The organism is Candidatus Omnitrophota bacterium, assembly GCA_014728045.1.
Lineage (GTDB): Bacteria > Omnitrophota > Gorgyraeia > Tantalellales > Tantalellaceae > WJMH01.
In genome coordinates this window covers 1-15,295 of sequence record WJMH01000025.1, presented here as the reverse complement: position 1 = coordinate 15,295, position 15,295 = coordinate 1, and the positions used below count along the sequence as shown (strand labels likewise).

At 47.6% G+C, this 15,295-nt stretch carries 16 protein-coding genes and 1 tRNA gene; 3 read left to right on the top strand and 14 right to left on the bottom strand.

Features of this window, described 5'->3' with window-relative positions; translation table 11 throughout:
- Nucleotides 1-2: 2 nt before the first annotated feature.
- The 14 genes from mtaB to uvrA all read right to left on the bottom strand — a co-directional run bounded on the left by mtaB (nt 3) and on the right by uvrA (nt 13,149).
- Nucleotides 3-1,283 (bottom strand): tRNA (N(6)-L-threonylcarbamoyladenosine(37)-C(2))-methylthiotransferase MtaB, encoded by a 1,281-nt coding sequence (mtaB, locus tag GF409_08580; protein ID MBD3427257.1) that lies wholly within the window; start codon nt 1,281-1,283, stop codon nt 3-5.
- A gap of 26 nt (nt 1,284-1,309) precedes the next feature.
- Nucleotides 1,310-2,047, bottom strand: coding sequence for a 16S rRNA (uracil(1498)-N(3))-methyltransferase (locus GF409_08575; protein MBD3427256.1), 738 nt, complete (start codon nt 2,045-2,047; stop codon nt 1,310-1,312).
- The gene (gene amrB / locus GF409_08570) at nt 2,044-3,546 is read right to left on the bottom strand and encodes an AmmeMemoRadiSam system protein B (protein ID MBD3427255.1); all 1,503 of its coding nucleotides are present in this window, start codon (nt 3,544-3,546) and stop codon (nt 2,044-2,046) included. The genes GF409_08575 and amrB overlap by 4 nt, the downstream gene beginning before the upstream one ends.
- The gene (locus tag GF409_08565) at nt 3,546-4,034 is read right to left on the bottom strand and encodes a hypothetical protein (protein MBD3427254.1); all 489 of its coding nucleotides are present in this window, start codon (nt 4,032-4,034) and stop codon (nt 3,546-3,548) included. The genes amrB and GF409_08565 overlap by 1 nt, the downstream gene beginning before the upstream one ends.
- Nucleotides 4,035-4,090: 56 nt before the next feature.
- Nucleotides 4,091-4,166, bottom strand: a tRNA-Ala gene (locus GF409_08560).
- Nucleotides 4,167-4,225: 59 nt separating this feature from the next.
- Nucleotides 4,226-5,158 carry a histone deacetylase gene (locus GF409_08555; protein MBD3427253.1) on the bottom strand — a complete coding sequence of 311 codons (933 nt, stop codon included), beginning with the start codon at nt 5,156-5,158 and terminating at the stop codon, nt 4,226-4,228.
- Between the two features lie 36 nt (nt 5,159-5,194).
- Nucleotides 5,195-5,515: a hypothetical protein gene (locus GF409_08550; GenBank protein ID MBD3427252.1), complete on the bottom strand. Its 321-nt coding sequence runs from the start codon at nt 5,513-5,515 to the stop codon at nt 5,195-5,197.
- On the bottom strand, nt 5,515-5,730 hold the full coding sequence (locus GF409_08545) for a hypothetical protein (GenBank protein MBD3427251.1): 216 nt from the start codon (nt 5,728-5,730) through the stop codon (nt 5,515-5,517). The genes GF409_08550 and GF409_08545 overlap by 1 nt, the downstream gene beginning before the upstream one ends.
- Nucleotides 5,727-6,014 (bottom strand): hypothetical protein, encoded by a 288-nt coding sequence (locus tag GF409_08540; GenBank protein MBD3427250.1) that lies wholly within the window; start codon nt 6,012-6,014, stop codon nt 5,727-5,729. The genes GF409_08545 and GF409_08540 overlap by 4 nt, the downstream gene beginning before the upstream one ends.
- Nucleotides 6,011-6,715 carry a hypothetical protein gene (locus tag GF409_08535; protein MBD3427249.1) on the bottom strand — a complete coding sequence of 235 codons (705 nt, stop codon included), beginning with the start codon at nt 6,713-6,715 and terminating at the stop codon, nt 6,011-6,013. The genes GF409_08540 and GF409_08535 overlap by 4 nt, the downstream gene beginning before the upstream one ends.
- Nucleotides 6,712-7,110: a hypothetical protein gene (locus tag GF409_08530; GenBank protein MBD3427248.1), complete on the bottom strand. Its 399-nt coding sequence runs from the start codon at nt 7,108-7,110 to the stop codon at nt 6,712-6,714. The genes GF409_08535 and GF409_08530 overlap by 4 nt, the downstream gene beginning before the upstream one ends.
- Nucleotides 7,094-7,726 (bottom strand): MotA/TolQ/ExbB proton channel family protein, encoded by a 633-nt coding sequence (locus GF409_08525; GenBank protein ID MBD3427247.1) that lies wholly within the window; start codon nt 7,724-7,726, stop codon nt 7,094-7,096. The genes GF409_08530 and GF409_08525 overlap by 17 nt, the downstream gene beginning before the upstream one ends.
- Nucleotides 7,727-7,766: 40 nt before the next feature.
- Complete coding sequence (locus tag GF409_08520) at nt 7,767-10,247, bottom strand: tetratricopeptide repeat protein (GenBank protein MBD3427246.1); 2,481 nt, start codon at nt 10,245-10,247, stop codon at nt 7,767-7,769.
- 109 nt (nt 10,248-10,356) lie between these two features.
- Nucleotides 10,357-13,149: an excinuclease ABC subunit UvrA gene (gene uvrA, locus GF409_08515; protein MBD3427245.1), complete on the bottom strand. Its 2,793-nt coding sequence runs from the start codon at nt 13,147-13,149 to the stop codon at nt 10,357-10,359.
- Between the two features lie 73 nt (nt 13,150-13,222).
- On the opposite strand from uvrA, the gene GF409_08510 reads away from it, so the two are divergent.
- From GF409_08510 to GF409_08500, 3 genes are all read left to right on the top strand, one after another.
- On the top strand, nt 13,223-13,840 hold the full coding sequence (locus GF409_08510) for a cupin domain-containing protein (protein MBD3427244.1): 618 nt from the start codon (nt 13,223-13,225) through the stop codon (nt 13,838-13,840).
- A gap of 39 nt (nt 13,841-13,879) precedes the next feature.
- Nucleotides 13,880-14,236: a response regulator gene (locus tag GF409_08505; GenBank protein ID MBD3427243.1), complete on the top strand. Its 357-nt coding sequence runs from the start codon at nt 13,880-13,882 to the stop codon at nt 14,234-14,236.
- A gap of 18 nt (nt 14,237-14,254) precedes the next feature.
- Nucleotides 14,255-15,295 (top strand): hypothetical protein (locus tag GF409_08500; GenBank protein ID MBD3427242.1); only part of this gene is annotated, 1,041 nt, incomplete at its 3' end.

The following is a 15,295-nucleotide window of genomic DNA, read 5'->3' as shown; positions in this document are numbered from 1 at the left end:
TTTCAGATTTCTGCGAGTTTTCCAACCAGACATGACGAATTGCTGTTATATCCTTCTATCAATGCTGTTAGGATCTGCCCCTCCGGGAGATTATGGCCGCTAATCCGTACCCTGAGATACTCTCCGCTGTAACCTTCGGTATATTCCCCGGGCTTTGTTATCTCCGAAAGGACCTGGACTTCCCGCCCGATGAACTTTCTGCCGAATTCGGCCTGCAGGAGCTTTCCAATATTAATTAGCTCGCCCACTCGCCGCTTTGCCAGATCACCCCTGACCTTATCCTTGAATCCAGATGCACTGGTCCCATTCCTGTCACTATATCTGAAAACATGCAGACGTGAAGGCCCGAGCTGTTCAACGAGTTCCCGTGAGAGGGCAAAATCCTCCTCTGTTTCCCCGGGAAAACCCGATATCACATCCATGGTCAGCCCCACTAAAGGTATCTTTCGGCGCACTTTATCGATAAGTTCCCGGTACTGAGCAGCGCTATACCTTCTTTTCATCAGGCGCAGGATCCTGTCTGAACCGCTCTGAAGGGGTATATGCAGATGTCTGGAGATCTTCCCGCTTCCGGCTATGCTGCTGATAAGATCATCTGTTATGTGGTTGGGCTCAAGGGAACTTAACCTTATCCTGAAATCCCCCTTTATTCGGCTTATCTCATCTATAAGCGCGGGTAAAGCCTGCCCCCTGCTCCCCTGCCAGGACCCGAGGCATATGCCCGTAAGCACTATTTCCCTGTAACCGGCCGATATGAAACGCTTAGCCTCTTCTAGAATATGGTCTTCCGCTCTGCTGCGAGAAGGTCCCCTTACCACGTTCACCTTGCAATAAGAACAGTTCTGGTCGCATCCATCCTGTATCTTCAGGAAAGCCCTTGTGTGGTCACTGAAAACCGATATGCCGTACCTAGGCTGCAGGGCGGCCCCGACATTGAAGAGCTTTTTCATGATCAAAGGTATCATCTGCTTATCCCCGCCAGGTATGACCCCTTCGACCTGCGGCATGGCCTCAAGCCGTTTAATGTCCTCCTGTAACACGGCATAGCACCCGGTTACGAAAACTTTCGCTCGCGGATTGTCCTTCTTGACCTTTCTTATGAGCTTGCGTGTTTTCGCATCAGCCGTATCCGTGACGGTGCAGGAATTTAGGATAATAATATCAGCCTGACCGGGGTCCGATTCTGCAAATCCCAGACCGGAAAGGTTCTCCCTTATCAGCTGCTCTTCATATTGGTTGACCTTGCAACCAAGTGCTTTTACCGCGAATTTGATCTTTTCCATAATTGTTTTGGTGAATACTGCGGGCTTTATTCTGAAAATTCATAATCCAGAACGGATAGAAGGGCCAGACCGGCGGTATCGCTTTTTAAAACTCTGTCACCCAGAGAGACGAACCTGCAATTGCCCGCACAGGCCATTTCAGCTTCTTCGGGGGTAAAATCTCCTTCCGGTCCGATAAACACAAGTATATCTCCGTTTTTGAAACCTTCCAGAGACTGCCTGAGCGGTATGGTATCATCCCTCAGAGAGGCAAAAAGAACAAGGTCATACTGGTCCATCCTGCTAACCATATCACTGAATTGGGTGATCTGTTCAATTTCAGGAACATCCGTCCGGCCGCACTGTTTTGCCGCCTCTACTGCCAGTTTTTTCCACCTATCAACTTTTTTGGCCCTCCGGCGGTCATCCGGTCTTACGATAGTTCTTTTAGTAACCAAAGGTATGATACGGTTCACTCCCAGTTCTGTGGCTTTTTCGACAATGTAATCCATTTTGGACTTTTTGGGAATAGCCTGGGCCAAAGTCACCCGCGGCATTCGCCGGGCGGACGGTTTATCGGTACGGACTATGCGGACCGTAAGTCTTCCGGCCGCCCTGTCGCTGTTCTCTATAAATCCGGAATATTCATTGCCTGTGCCGTCAAAAACGGTCACATTATCCCCGTCCTGCATCCTCATCACATCGAGGATGTGGTGGGCCTCTTCACCGTCTATCAGGATCTTATTATCGCGCACTTTTTGGGGAGATACAAAAAACCTGCTCATTCGGATAACTCTTTTTCACCGAAAACTTCAGCCGTGAATACGTAGATGTCGCATTGACCGGTCTTCCAGGCGTTCGGCGGGATGCCGGCTTTATGCGCACACAGGCTGTTCATGAACTGTTCCCTGCTCCAGCCGGTCTCTTCGGCAACCTGAGGCAGGTATACACCGCTTCTCCACCCCATACGAACCATTACGCCGTGCTTGCCCATCTCTATGTCTTCATGATCCTCGATCTTCACCATAGGCGAAAGCGCGGATATCTCTATATCCACTTCGTCCAGTTCACTCGCTTTTAGAGGAGGGAACCTGGGGTCCTCCACCGCTGCTGCTATGGCCATATCCCGGACCGCAAGGTAAAGAGGCCCTTTAGCCACCATGTGGCCTATGCATCCCCTCAACGCACCGTTCTTGTGCAGGGTCACGAAAGCGCCCATCTCCTGCTGGAGAGCCTCGTCTACAACCTCTACTTCCAGCCTTTCGCCCGTTTCCAGATAATGCCTGATAGTATCTCTGGCTATCTTCAAAAGCTCTTTTCTCTGGGATTTATCGTACATACTGGTCTCCTTGTCTTTTCCCGTGGACCGTTCTCTGTCATCTGAGATATCGCTCTTAATGAAAGCCGCGCTCATATAGCCTACTACCCTGTCTTTCATGCCGGAGGTATCGCCCGAATTAGCGTATTTGAGCAGCTTCACCTTGTCAGCCCCCAGCCTTTTGGATGCTTTCATCACGGCGTAAACAGCCCCGTACCCGCACATCCTCTGGTCATTTTCGTCCCTTAAGCTCTTTGCGTAAAACCTGTCCGGGTCAAAAGTCTCTATAGCTTCGATCGTGTCGGCATCGATCCTCTTGGCCACATCGTAAGGCTTGTGGTGACACATGTCGGCGCTCGCCAGAATGGCATAATTCTCCTCGTCTTTCAGGACTTCGTACAAAGCATCGGCCAGATGGTCGGAGTTGGCCTTGGACTGGTCGCCAAGTGCTACCAGGACCAGTCGCGGATCATCCAGCGCGACCTGCGCGAAAGGCACTTCCATCTCCACGGAATTTTCCGATATAAAAGCCTGGGGCATATACCCGATCCGCTCACTGTAAGAGATGAGCTCCTCGGAAAGGGGTCTGTCTATGTGGGCTTTGCCTAAGGGAGTGACGAAATATTCATCCGTGAGGACGGAAATCCTGTTCGGGAAATATCTTCTGTGAGTAAACCCGACAATCACAAGCTTTTCGGGGGGATTTTCCATGAGAGCCTTAAAAGCAAATGCCGCCACAGGCCCCGAATACCTGTAGCCCGCGTGAGGTGCTATAACCCCTATAACCCTGCCATTCAATTTGCCGGGACGGGCCTTATCCAGATAACCTTCAAGCTCCGCCCTCAAACGTTCAGGAACGGGGGAATACCACCTGCCCGCCAGGTCTGCGTGTTTTGCATCCAGGTCCCGTACGGGAAAAACAAAAGATAACAGGAAGAATACTATCAGTATGTGTTTTATCTTCATCAAAAATCCTGGTCGATAAATTCGTCAGTGATAGGCTCCTCGAGCTGAGCGGAGGTTTGTTCCCGGAGACCTTCGAAAACACCCGCGTTCATGGCCTCCACGCATTGGTAGCACAGGTTACCCAAGTCCGGTCCGGTCTCAAGCCACAATCCGTAATAATTGCTGCATATCAGGGGATTATCTTCGAGAGGGATATTCAGTATCTCCGAACTGGCGGAGGCTATAACATATCCCAGCCGCCTTCCCCTGTTGGTGACAAGTCTGCGCACAATAACATGTATGTATATTTCGGGGGATTCCTCGACAAGCTGGATATCTGGAAGTTTCCCGAAAGCGTTGTCCAGATGCCTTTCGGCCTGTTGATCAAGATTCGCCACCGCTACGACCTCAACCTTAACACGGATGGGATCCTGTTGAGCGTAAGCGGTGGAAAGCAGACAACCTGATGGCATAAGAATGCCCAGTGCTATGAAAAGTATTAACAGCACGGAGCGCAGGATGGGATTTAGAGAGCAGGGCCCTCTCTTCCCGGCGGCACCAAAAGTGGTGGAGCAGATGGGATTCGAACCCACGACCCCCACGTTGCGAACGTGATGCTCTTCCAACTGAGCTACTGCCCCACCGGAAAAACGGTGAACATTATAACATAAATCATTAAAACGTAAAGCTTCGAGATACTTCATTTTTCTCCTGTAAAGATATTTACGCCTTCTTCGACGGTAGCGTAATGTATGTCTACGGTATCTTCCCGGTTAACGGCGTAGCCTCCGGCCAGCGTTACCGCAACGGGAATGCCATAATTCAGGGCCTGGGTAAAGATAAAATTGTCCCTTTCCCTAAGACCATCTTTCGTGATGGAAAGCCTGCCCAGCTGATCGCCCTTGAAAGGGTCCGCACCGGCCAGGTAAATTATTATATCCGGCTTGAAGGTGTTTATGATCTTCGGGGCCCGGTCGTACAGATACCCCAGATATTCACTGTCTTTCGTAAAATCAGCCAGACCTATGTCCACATCACTGGCGGGCTTGTGATAAGGATAATTGTTCTGCTGATGCATGGAAAATGTGAAAACCGTCGGGTCATCCTGAAAGATGAAAGCCGTGCCGTTACCCTGATGAAGGTCGCAATCAATTATAAGGCCTCTTTTGATAACTCCCTCGTTTTGAAGCGCTTTAACGGTCACTGCGACATCATTCAGCACGCAGAAACCCTCGCCATGATCGGCAAAAGCATGATGAAAACCGCCGCCAAGATGCACCGCAGCCCTTGATCTCAGCGCACGGCGTGCCGTGGTGAGCGTCCCGCCGCAAGTGGTGAACGAAGCTTTTGTCAGCTCAACCGAATACGGGACCTCCATCATTACGATTTCATCAACGCTTAAATTACCGGTCCTGAGTTTATCGATATAATCTTTGGTGTGTACACTAAGCACCTCTTCATCGGTAACAGGTTCGGGCTCAACCAATTCGCATCTTTCGCCCACGAACTCATCCGACTCTATGCGCTTTTTCAGGATCTTGTACTTTGACGTGGGAAACACGTGATCGCCGATGTCCACGTAATAAAGGTCCGAATAAACAACAGGTAATTTCTGCGGTTTTTCTGTCAACATAGTTAGAATAACATTGTCGTACCGGCATGCTCCCTATCAAGCGAGCTCGCCGATGAACGACTCTACGGACTTTTTCATGATCTCCCAGTCTTCCCGGGAATGAATGCCGAACTTCTGTTTCCTTTTCCAGCCTTCGTCCTTCTTCTGCCACAAATAGAAACAAATCTGTTTTTTTGCGTAACTTTCCAGAAGAACGACAGCGGCCCACCAACCGAACTTCTTGTTGACCGTGCGGAACTTCAACACCCTCAGGGGAGCTTTAATGGGCAAACGGTCCTCTTGGCCTCCGTTGCTGTCATCGATCGGCAACGAATGTTCCTCCCGCAGTTCAGGCTTTTTTGAGATATCCTCGACCATTATTCCTCCTTGTTATGGGAAAGTTTCACCGTGTAATTCGGCATCTTGCCCTCAAGAACTATATGCCCTTCCCGGGCCAGCCAGCCTATGCTCATTAACACGAGATCCCGGTCCTTCTTAAGATCACTGGTAAGGTCACCCATTCTTGCCTCTCCGTTGTGGTTGTCAAGATAATCCCATATATCTCCCGCAACCAGGCCTATCTGAGTTATCATCCTTCACCTCCCTTCACAGCTTTCGCTGGATCTTTATATCCGTCAAAATCTTCTAATTTGCTTCTTTGATTGTAACTCCCGCACCTCGGGCATTTTGATATATCATCATGCCTGCTGTCCACGTATGTATTAGTGCATATGGGACAATGCCAGAGATATTTTTCATCGGAAGAAAATGTTTTCAGTTTCGTCCCGAAATCAAAGAACGACCATAGCAGCAGTATGAACACGGCAGTGAAAAGCAGATACAGAAAAAGTGCCATTGATATGTCCAGTTCTATCATCTGTATGCACCCGCCTTCAAAGTAACGTCAACAACGTGCCATTTCTCCCGGTAATCATATTCCGGAGCTGGTTCAAATATCCAGCTGCGCACGAATTCCGAAATCATCATATCAAGCTGGGGGTAGCCTGTCGTAGTAAGCGGCTCGGCCTGTTTGACCTGGCCGTCGGGGGCTACCAACACGCTCATCCTTATGCCGTAAGCCGATCTATCCCCGTAGAACCCGCTCATGATGAGCGGTGGGTCCGCCCTGTAAATGACTTTCCGGGGCTCTTTCGAAGAGCTCCGGGCGCCACCCCATCCGGGCAGTAGATATTTATTCTGTCCGGTGCCCAGATTGAGTTTCGGGACCGCCTTGGTCTCCTTGAGATAATCAAGAACGAGCACGTCCATCTTCTCTTCCTGGTAATCCGGAAAGACCGGAACCAATGATTCCTTCCTGGAGATATCCACCTGAAGATAGCCTTCTCGAGGATCTATATCAGAAAACCTGTACGTAGTACTCTTCACCGTCGCTATATTCTCAAGCATTATATCGAAGGCGGTTTTCTTCAAAAGCGGTCCGAGAAAATCTACACGGGTATATGCGCCTTTTCGCCTCATGTCCTCAGGAGTGATGATTTTCACCGCGGACACACCGAAAACATGCGCTGCCAGCGATACAACCAATGCTATTGTCAGATTCCTGCTTATCATGGTCATTGCGTCGTGGCGATGTTGATCTGTTTAATGTCCATGCGCCTACATATATCCCAGACCTCGATAACCTTGCCCATATCCGCTCTCTTATCAGACCTAATGAGCAGAGACTGACCGTCCCTGGCAGCCATTGTTATCCGGGATAAGAGCTCATCGCTGCTGACCGGCCTGTCATTCAAAAGTATCTGATTATCCTCTGTTACGGTCACTATCAACAACTCTTTGTGCAGTACTTCGCTGGTGACAGCCTTGGGAAGGTTAACCCGTATGCCCGGCTGAAAGATGAAGCTCGAGGTAAGCATGAAAAAGATAAGAAGCAAAAAGACCACGTCAATGAGCGGCGTGATATCCAAGCGTCCTTTTTCGAGAAATACTTTTCTTTTAAATTTCATCTTCATCCCTCTTGATGCCGAGTATGTTTATGACATCTGTTGCGCTTTTCTCCATCTCCAGAACGAACCCGTCAACCTTGCTCACCAGAAAATTATAGGCCACGTAAGTGGGTATAGCGACAGCCAGACCGGCTACAGTAGTGATAAGCGCCTCCCATATCCCGCCGGCCAGGTCTCCAGGGTTCACGGACATTAAAGCAGTGGCTTTCTGTTCAATTACCTGAAATGAGCGCACCATACCCGTTACGGTACCCAGTAGTCCCAATAGCGGAGTTATATGGGCTATTGTCGCCAGAGCACTGAGGTTCTTCTCAAGTCTTGGCACTTCATGAAGTCCGGCGTCTTCTATAGCTTCCTTGATTTCCGTGCGGGGTCTGTCGTGTTTAAGTATTCCCGCTTTCAGGATCTGCGCGATCGGCCCTGGCATGGCATTGCATTTATCTATCGCCTCGACTATTCTATTCCGTTTAAGTGTCTCGGCTATATCCTCCATGAAATCCTCGGTATTTATTTCCGCTCGCCGCAAATGCCACAGCTTCTCCAGAACGACCGCAAAAGCGATCACTGAACACATGATTATAAGAAACATCAACGGTCCGCCTTTAACTATAAGATCCCACATCTTTTTTCCTCCTTTTGGACATCATACTGCCAGTTCGGTATTATCTGGCATATTGACCTAAAAGTTTAAGTTTCTCTTTGGCAATTCGAGCCTCCTGGCCCTCTCCTTCGGAGAGTTTCTGGTATATGGTGAAGGCTCTTTTATATTCACCCATTCTCTCAAGAAGTTCGGCGCACTTTAGATGCGCGCGCATAACCCAGAATTCACCGCGGGGATAGTCATACTCGACTTTCATGTACGCCCCCACCGCTTCTTCCAGATCGCCAGCTCTTTCCAGACATTCCGCGATATCGAACTGAATCTGGGCGTTGATATCCGAATTCTCCCTGGTAAGCGCTACACGGAAATACTCAACCGCCAGAGGATATTTCTCCTGCAGTTTGAGAATAAGCCCGATGCGATTATTCGCGATATTCGTTATGCCGCTATCGGGGTAATTCTTAATGAGGGTTTTATATTTGGATACTGCCTTTAAGTAATCCGCTTTCTTTTTATGGATATCCCCGAGAGCCAATATTGCCCTTGGCGCCCATTTACTGCCGGGCCGCTCCTTCACTATCCCCTGGAATTGTTCAAGGCTTTCCTGGATACGGTCATCATCATATAGCGCCCATCCCAATGTATATGCGGCATCATCAGCAAAAGTACTGTCCGGATATTCGTCGATAACTTCTTTCAGATATCTCCGAGCTTTCTGAAAATCACCTTTCTTGTAGAAGTATTCACCAAACCAGAGCTTCGCTCCGGGTAAAAAACGATTTCCGCCGGGCTGATCGGGGATCTGATCGAATATCTCAAGCGCTTTTTTCTCCTTACCCATCTTATAATATGTCCAGCCGGCGTGATATCTGGCTCTTTGCGCGAGGTCATCATCCATATCCGATAACTTGATCAGTTTCTCGTATATCTTCGCGGCTTCGTCATATCTGGCTGCATTATAAAGTGAATTAGCTTTTTTCAGGCGGGCCTCATTCACCAGCGCACTCTTGCGGAAGTCATTGATTATGCGATCGTACTGGCCGATCGACGAAACGTAGTCTCCCTTCTGGGCGTATAGCTCCCCCAGCTGATAGTGCGCTTTATCGAGGAGTCCTGATCGGGGGAAATTGACCAGCAGAGAACGGAACGCCAGGATCGCCGCGTCCGTCCTGTTCATCTTCTTGAGCAAAGTGCCTACCTCGTATTGTGCGCTGTCGGCCAGAATACTGTTGGGAAAGTCCCTCAGGACGCGGTCATAGACATCGACGGCCTGATCGTTCTTTCCGGAACCCTGGAGGATATCACCTATACTGCACAGAGCGCTGACAACAAGATCCTCGTTATCCGACCGCTCAACGGTCCTGTCAAAACACTCAAGAGCATTTTGCTCTTCTCCAAGGCCAAGATAGACCCAGCCGAGATTATAGTTCATTTCATCAGAGAACTCGCCGTTAGGAAACCTGTTAAGGGCCTGCTCGTAGACATTAACCGCCTCGCGCAGCTCGCCTTTCCTATAGAGGATCTCACCCTTCCAGTAATGCGCGTCATCCGTCCATTCGTTCTGTGGGATATTATCTATTATCCTGTTGTACAATCCGATCGCATTTTCCATCGCACCGGGGTCAGTCCCCTCTTCCGCATTCTTAAGATGGATGCTGGCCGCTCCCATCAAAGCAGCACTCTTTGCTGAGGGCTGCCGGGCGTCTTCGGCGGACATCTCGAACCATCCTTTAGCTGTCGAGGGATCCCCTGTCTCCAGATATGACCGCGCTATCTTATACTCGGCTATCGCCGACCAGGGCTTGTCGATCCTTCCCTGCAACGCGTTTTTGAGATCAACTATTGCCTCCGGGAACTCTTCAAGTTTATAGTGGCAGTCCCCCAGCATATAATAGGCATCGAATATGCGTTCGTTCACCGGATACTCTTTGACGAATGATTTGAGTTCAGTAATTGCCTCCCGGTATAGGCTGGACTTATAGAGTATCTCTGCTATTTTGTACTTGGCTTTAACGGCAAGCTCGCTCGTGTCATACAGTTCTACCACTTCCCGGAAAGCTTCAATTGCGACCTGATATTCACCCATTTTCTCATAGCACCATGCTTCTGAATAATAAGCAAAAGGGGCATATTCGCTTGTCGAGTAGGACTTCATCACCTGCTGGTAATGCGAGAGGGCTTGCTTATAGTCCCCTTCGGCAAAATATACTTCAGCAATCCAGTAAGAGGCCGCAGCGGACAGCTCTCCTTTCTGGAAATTATCGAGAACAAGGTTGAATTCGGTGAGCGCTTTTGCCGGTAGGTCCTGTTCGAAATACACCCGCCCCAAAAGAAGGTGTACTTCACCCTCGATCTGTTTTGGTATGCCCGTCACTAGCAAAGCGCTCAATTTTGACTCAGCCAGGCCATAGAAACCGTCATTTATGGCTTTGCGGGCAAAATCCAGTTCCGAGTGTACTGCCTGTTCCTCACACTCGGATAAAGAACACCAGCACGATAGCAAAACCGTGAGCAAAAAGCAAATGATCCTGTTGGTTTTCATCTTTTATATGCCAATTATAGGTTAATTATATGGTAAGGGTTTTGTATTATGCTAACAGAATAAACAGGCTACATCAAGATATTTATTTATGGCCGGGGATTGAACTCACTTAAAGGACTTTTTTTAGATATTTACCGGTATAAGAGCTTTTATTTTGAGCTATATCCTCTGGAGTTCCGGTTGCGACGAGCCTGCCTCCCTTATCTCCGCCTTCCGGTCCCAGATCTATTATATTATCAGCGGATTTAATAACATCAAGGTTGTGTTCTATGACAAGAACGGTATTGCCAGTCGATACAAGAGCATGAAGAACATCAAGCAACTTGTGTATATCAGCGAAGTGGAGCCCGGTTGTTGGCTCGTCAAGAATATACAAAGTCCTGCCCGTTGCGGTCTTGGAAAGTTCCGTCGAGAGTTTTACCCTCTGCGCTTCACCCCCGGACAAGGTAGTTGCCGGCTGCCCCAGTCGGATATACCCAAGGCCCACATCGTTCAGCGTGATCAGCTTATTGCTTATAGAAGGTATGTTCTCGAATACGCTTAGGGCTTCTTCGACGCTCATCTCGAGTATATCGGAAATGGTGTAGCCTTTATATCTGATCTCTAACGTTTGGTCATTAAAGCGTTTGCCGTCACAAACCTGGCATTGCACGTAGACATCTGGCAAAAAATGCATCTCTATCTTTTTGACCCCGTCCCCCTGGCAGGCTTCGCACCTTCCGCCTTTTACATTGAAACTAAATCTGCCCGGTTTATAGCCGCGCATCCTTGATTCAGGTAGCGAGCTGAAAAGCTTGCGTATGGGGTCAAAAGCGCCGGTGTATGTGGCTGGGTTGGACCTGGGGGTCCTTCCGATCGGCGACTGGTCTATAACGATGACCTTGTCGATATTCTGCAGACCATTGATCCTTTTATGCTTCCCGGGCCTCAGCTTACTCCGGTAGAACTTCTTGGCCAGGGCACGGTAGAGTATCTCGTCGACCAAGGTGCTTTTTCCGGAACCTGAAACCCCTGTGACACAGTTGAATACTCCAAGGGGTATCGGCACGTCTATGTTCCGTAGATTATGTTCAGCGGCACCGACGATCTTAAGCCTTCTGTTCTTAGCACTTTTGCGCCGGAACTCCGGCACCTCTATCTTGTAATCTCCCCGCAAATACTTGCCGGTGAGAGATCTTTCGGACTTGAGTATATCCTCCAGTTTTCCCTCCGCGACTATCCTGCCCCCGTGTTCCCCGGCCCCGGGACCAAGATCTATAATGTGGTCAGCTCGCCTGATCGTGGCCTCATCATGTTCTACCACCACAAGAGTGTTCCCCAGGTCGCGCAGGGCGAAAAGTGTATCTAAAAGTTTCTGATTGTCCCTCTGGTGCAATCCGATGCTGGGTTCATCCAAAACGTACAAAACTCCCACCAGCCCGGCGCCTATCTGCGTCGCCAGACGGATCCGCTGGTCCTCACCCCCCGAAAGGGTATTACTCTTCCTGTCAAGAGTAAGATAATCAAGACCCACATTGACCATGAAATCAAGTCTCGACTGTATTTCTTTGAGTGATTCCTCGGCGATCTTCTTCTTCATGGGTCCCAGTTCAAGCTTTGAAAAATATTTCCTTGCCTGGATTATGGACATACTGCTCACATCGGCTATATTCTTCCCGCCTATGAATACATTCAGCGATTCGGCCCTGAGTCTCTGGCCTTTGCACTGCGGACACGGCTGAACTGACATGAATTTGCTTATCATTTCTTTGATAAAGTCACTTTCTGAATGCTGGAACCTGCGCTCAAGGTTCGGGACGACACCTTCGAAGCCTGTCTCATCATCACCGTACAGGACCAGTTCTTTCTGCTTGGCGGAGAGGTCCTCAAAAGGCTGGTCATAATCAAATCCCCAGTAACGGGCCAGCTTTCTGAGCTGCCTGCGGTAATGAAGCACGATCCCCTTCCCGCCGCGTTTCCACGGAACAACGGCCTTTAACAATGGTTCTGACTTATCCGGGATGAGCAAATCCAGATCTATTTCCATTTTATTGCCCAGACCATTGCACGCCGGACATGCCCCGTAAGGACTGTTGAAAGAAAAATTCCTCGGCGCGAGTTTTTCAAAACTTATCCCGCATTCTACGCACGCGTTCTGCTCGCTGAAAAGGATATCCCGGGGCAGTCCTTTCTGGCCTTTTTCCGCCGGGGCTACAATGATAATGCCCTCGCCCAGTTTAAGAGCTATCTCCACCGAATCTGAAAGCCTTGAGCGTATCCCCTGTTTTACCACCAGACGGTCCACAACGGCTTCGATCGTATGTTTCACCTTTTTGTTCAGACGAGGTATACTATCGCCTATATCCGTGATATTCCCGTCGAGCCTTACTCTTATCAGCCCCTCTTTCCGGGCGTTCTTCATTATCTCTACATGTTCGCCCTTTCTACCCCTTACAAGAGGAGCAAGGATCAAGATCCTGGACCCTTCGGGCAGTGACAGGATGCGGTCCACTATCTGCTGCGAGCTCTGGCTTGTGATCTCCTTGCCGCAATTGGGGCAATGCTGCACGCCTATCCTGGAAAAAAGAACCCTGAGATAATCGTATATCTCGGTTTGCGTCCCCACCGTGGACCTGGGGTTACGCCCCCCCGATCTTTGTTCGATACTTATGGTCGGAGAAAGACCCTCTATGTAATCCATGTGAGGTTTTTGCAGTTGTTCGATGAACTGTCTTGCGTAACTAGACAGGGACTCCACATAACGTCTCTGCCCTTCCGCATATAGGGTGTCAAAGGCAAGGGACGATTTGCCGGAGCCGGAAAGCCCGGTAATAACACACATAACGTCTCTTGGTATCTGAACATTGATGTTCTTGAGATTGTGCTCCCGGGCCCCTTTGATATATATATTTTCTTTTCCCATAGATGTTAATTGTAGCATAAGTAATTATGAAGGACAAGCAGGCCGATTTTTTTAATCATATTAAAAATTTCATTTGATAATAAGCAAAATGTGCTGTATATTATTGGTAATATTGCCGCAACAGCGAAAGGAGATACATATGAAGATCGGAAAAAGCATCCGTCATCTAAGAAAAGAAAAAGGCATGACGCTCGAAGAACTCGCCGAAAAAAGCGGAGTCGCCCTCGCTACCTTAAGCCGCATGGAAAACGATAAGATGACAGGCACGCTCGATTCACATAACAGGATCTGCAAGGCCCTCAACACTTCCCTCGCGGAACTTTACCGGGAAGTCGAGGAAGAATCAAAAACCATCGAAACGGTTCCGAAGAAACGACGTACAGAACACTTCATGCATTCGAAAAAAGCCAGATATGAACTTCTCGTTGAAACCGCGATGGACAAAAAGATCATGCCCCTTATGATCAGAATATCCAGCGGCGGCGAGACTCAGAAAGAAAAGAATAAGCCCGGTGTCGAAAAATTCGTATACATGATCAGCGGAACAATAGAAGCAACCGTAGGCTCCGATTCATATGCTCTAAAGAATGGAGATAGTTTATACTTTGACGCTTCTTTATCACATTCCTTCAAAAATAAGAGTAAAACGGATGCCGAAGCGATATGCATAATTTCGCCACCGGCCCTTTAAACACAAAAACCCGAATTCTTATTCGCTAAGGAGGAACAAATGGACAACCGTAAAAGAATTTTGATATGTGACGATGAAGAAGGCATAAGAGAATCTCTTAAACTGATCCTTGAAGATTCTTTTGAACTGGACTTCGCTTCTTCCGGCAACGAAGCCGTGAGGAAAATACAGGATGGGAAATTCGACGGTATGATACTAGACATCAAAATGCCGGCCAAAGATGGACTGGAAACATTGGAGGAAGTCAGGAAAGTTTCCCCTGACACCAGAGTGATCATCGCTACCGGCTACCAGAGTGTTGAAACAGCCTCTAAGGCAGTAAAATTGGGGGCTATAGACTATATCACCAAACCCTTTGAAAGCGAAGAAGTATTGAAGAAAGCGGAAAAGTTTTAAATTTGAGTAAGACAAAGAATGAGCATATCTCCCTATTCAATCCCAATGTTTGCAACAAGCCTTGCAATAGCAGCATTGGCACTATTTGTTTTTACCCGCAATCGCTTTTCGACAACAAATAAATTATTCTTTTTGCTTTCATCCAGTATTTTTATATGGTTGCTGGGCTTTGGGGTTCTTTTCTCATCCAAAAACATTCAAATGGCAATGTTTTGGGCGCGTTTCACTTATATTGGAATTATTTTTATCCCTAGCACAACATTACATTTTACATTATCCTTAATAGGCATTCATAAGAAGAAATATGTTTTGATTTTGTGCGCTTATTCTTTTAGCTTTTTATTTTTGATATTAAGTCGTACCAATCTCTTCATCAAAGGCATAAACACTTTCTTTTGGGGATATTATCCAGCAATATCTTACGCTTACTATCCCTTCCTGTTCCTTTTCTTTGCTTTTTATGTGATTTCACTCTATTACCTCAATAAATATATTTGGGGGTCACAGAAAGATTCAATCCCACTGTTCAAGCATATTCAATTGAAATATTGTTTTTGGGCTTTTGTAATAGCTTTGTTTGCATCAGTTGACTTTTTAGCAAAGTTTAATCTTGAAATCTATCCATCAGGTTATTTATTTATGCTATGTTTTGTTTCAATATTAGCATATGCCATCATCAAGCACCGCTTACTAGAAATAGATATTGTAATTAAAAAGACCTTGCTGTATTCAATACTGATCTCCGTAATTACTATTTTATATTTTATCGGGGTATATATATTAGAAAAGTTATTTAAAAGATTCGTTGGTTATCATTCAACAATAAAAGCAATTTCAATAATCACATTTTTCTCAATAATTTTTATTCCTCTCAAAAATTATATCCAGCGTGTTCTTGATAAATATTTTTTTCATGGGTCAATTGATCAAATAAATGAAGAGAATATCAAGCTACGTGAAGAGCTTCAAAAAAGCGAGAAATTAAAAGCCGTGTCAACTTTAGCCGCAGGCATGGCGCATGAGATTAAGAATCCACTCACTTCAATCAAGACTTTTGCA

Coding starts and splice junctions, on each gene's coding strand:
- uvrA (MBD3427245.1), bottom strand. CDS start 13,149: ATGGGAAAAGAAAATATATATATCAAAGGGGCCCGGGAGCACAATCTC.
- GF409_08550 (MBD3427252.1), bottom strand. CDS start 5,515: ATGGTCGAGGATATCTCAAAAAAGCCTGAACTGCGGGAGGAACATTCG.
- GF409_08505 (MBD3427243.1), top strand. CDS start 13,880: ATGGACAACCGTAAAAGAATTTTGATATGTGACGATGAAGAAGGCATA.
- GF409_08520 (MBD3427246.1), bottom strand. CDS start 10,247: ATGAAAACCAACAGGATCATTTGCTTTTTGCTCACGGTTTTGCTATCG.
- GF409_08545 (MBD3427251.1), bottom strand. CDS start 5,730: ATGATAACTCAGATAGGCCTGGTTGCGGGAGATATATGGGATTATCTT.
- amrB (MBD3427255.1), bottom strand. CDS start 3,546: ATGAAGATAAAACACATACTGATAGTATTCTTCCTGTTATCTTTTGTT.
- GF409_08540 (MBD3427250.1), bottom strand. CDS start 6,014: ATGATAGAACTGGACATATCAATGGCACTTTTTCTGTATCTGCTTTTC.
- GF409_08525 (MBD3427247.1), bottom strand. CDS start 7,726: ATGTGGGATCTTATAGTTAAAGGCGGACCGTTGATGTTTCTTATAATC.
- GF409_08535 (MBD3427249.1), bottom strand. CDS start 6,715: ATGACCATGATAAGCAGGAATCTGACAATAGCATTGGTTGTATCGCTG.
- GF409_08530 (MBD3427248.1), bottom strand. CDS start 7,110: ATGAAGATGAAATTTAAAAGAAAAGTATTTCTCGAAAAAGGACGCTTG.
- GF409_08555 (MBD3427253.1), bottom strand. CDS start 5,158: ATGTTGACAGAAAAACCGCAGAAATTACCTGTTGTTTATTCGGACCTT.
- GF409_08575 (MBD3427256.1), bottom strand. CDS start 2,047: ATGAGCAGGTTTTTTGTATCTCCCCAAAAAGTGCGCGATAATAAGATC.
- mtaB (MBD3427257.1), bottom strand. CDS start 1,283: ATGGAAAAGATCAAATTCGCGGTAAAAGCACTTGGTTGCAAGGTCAAC.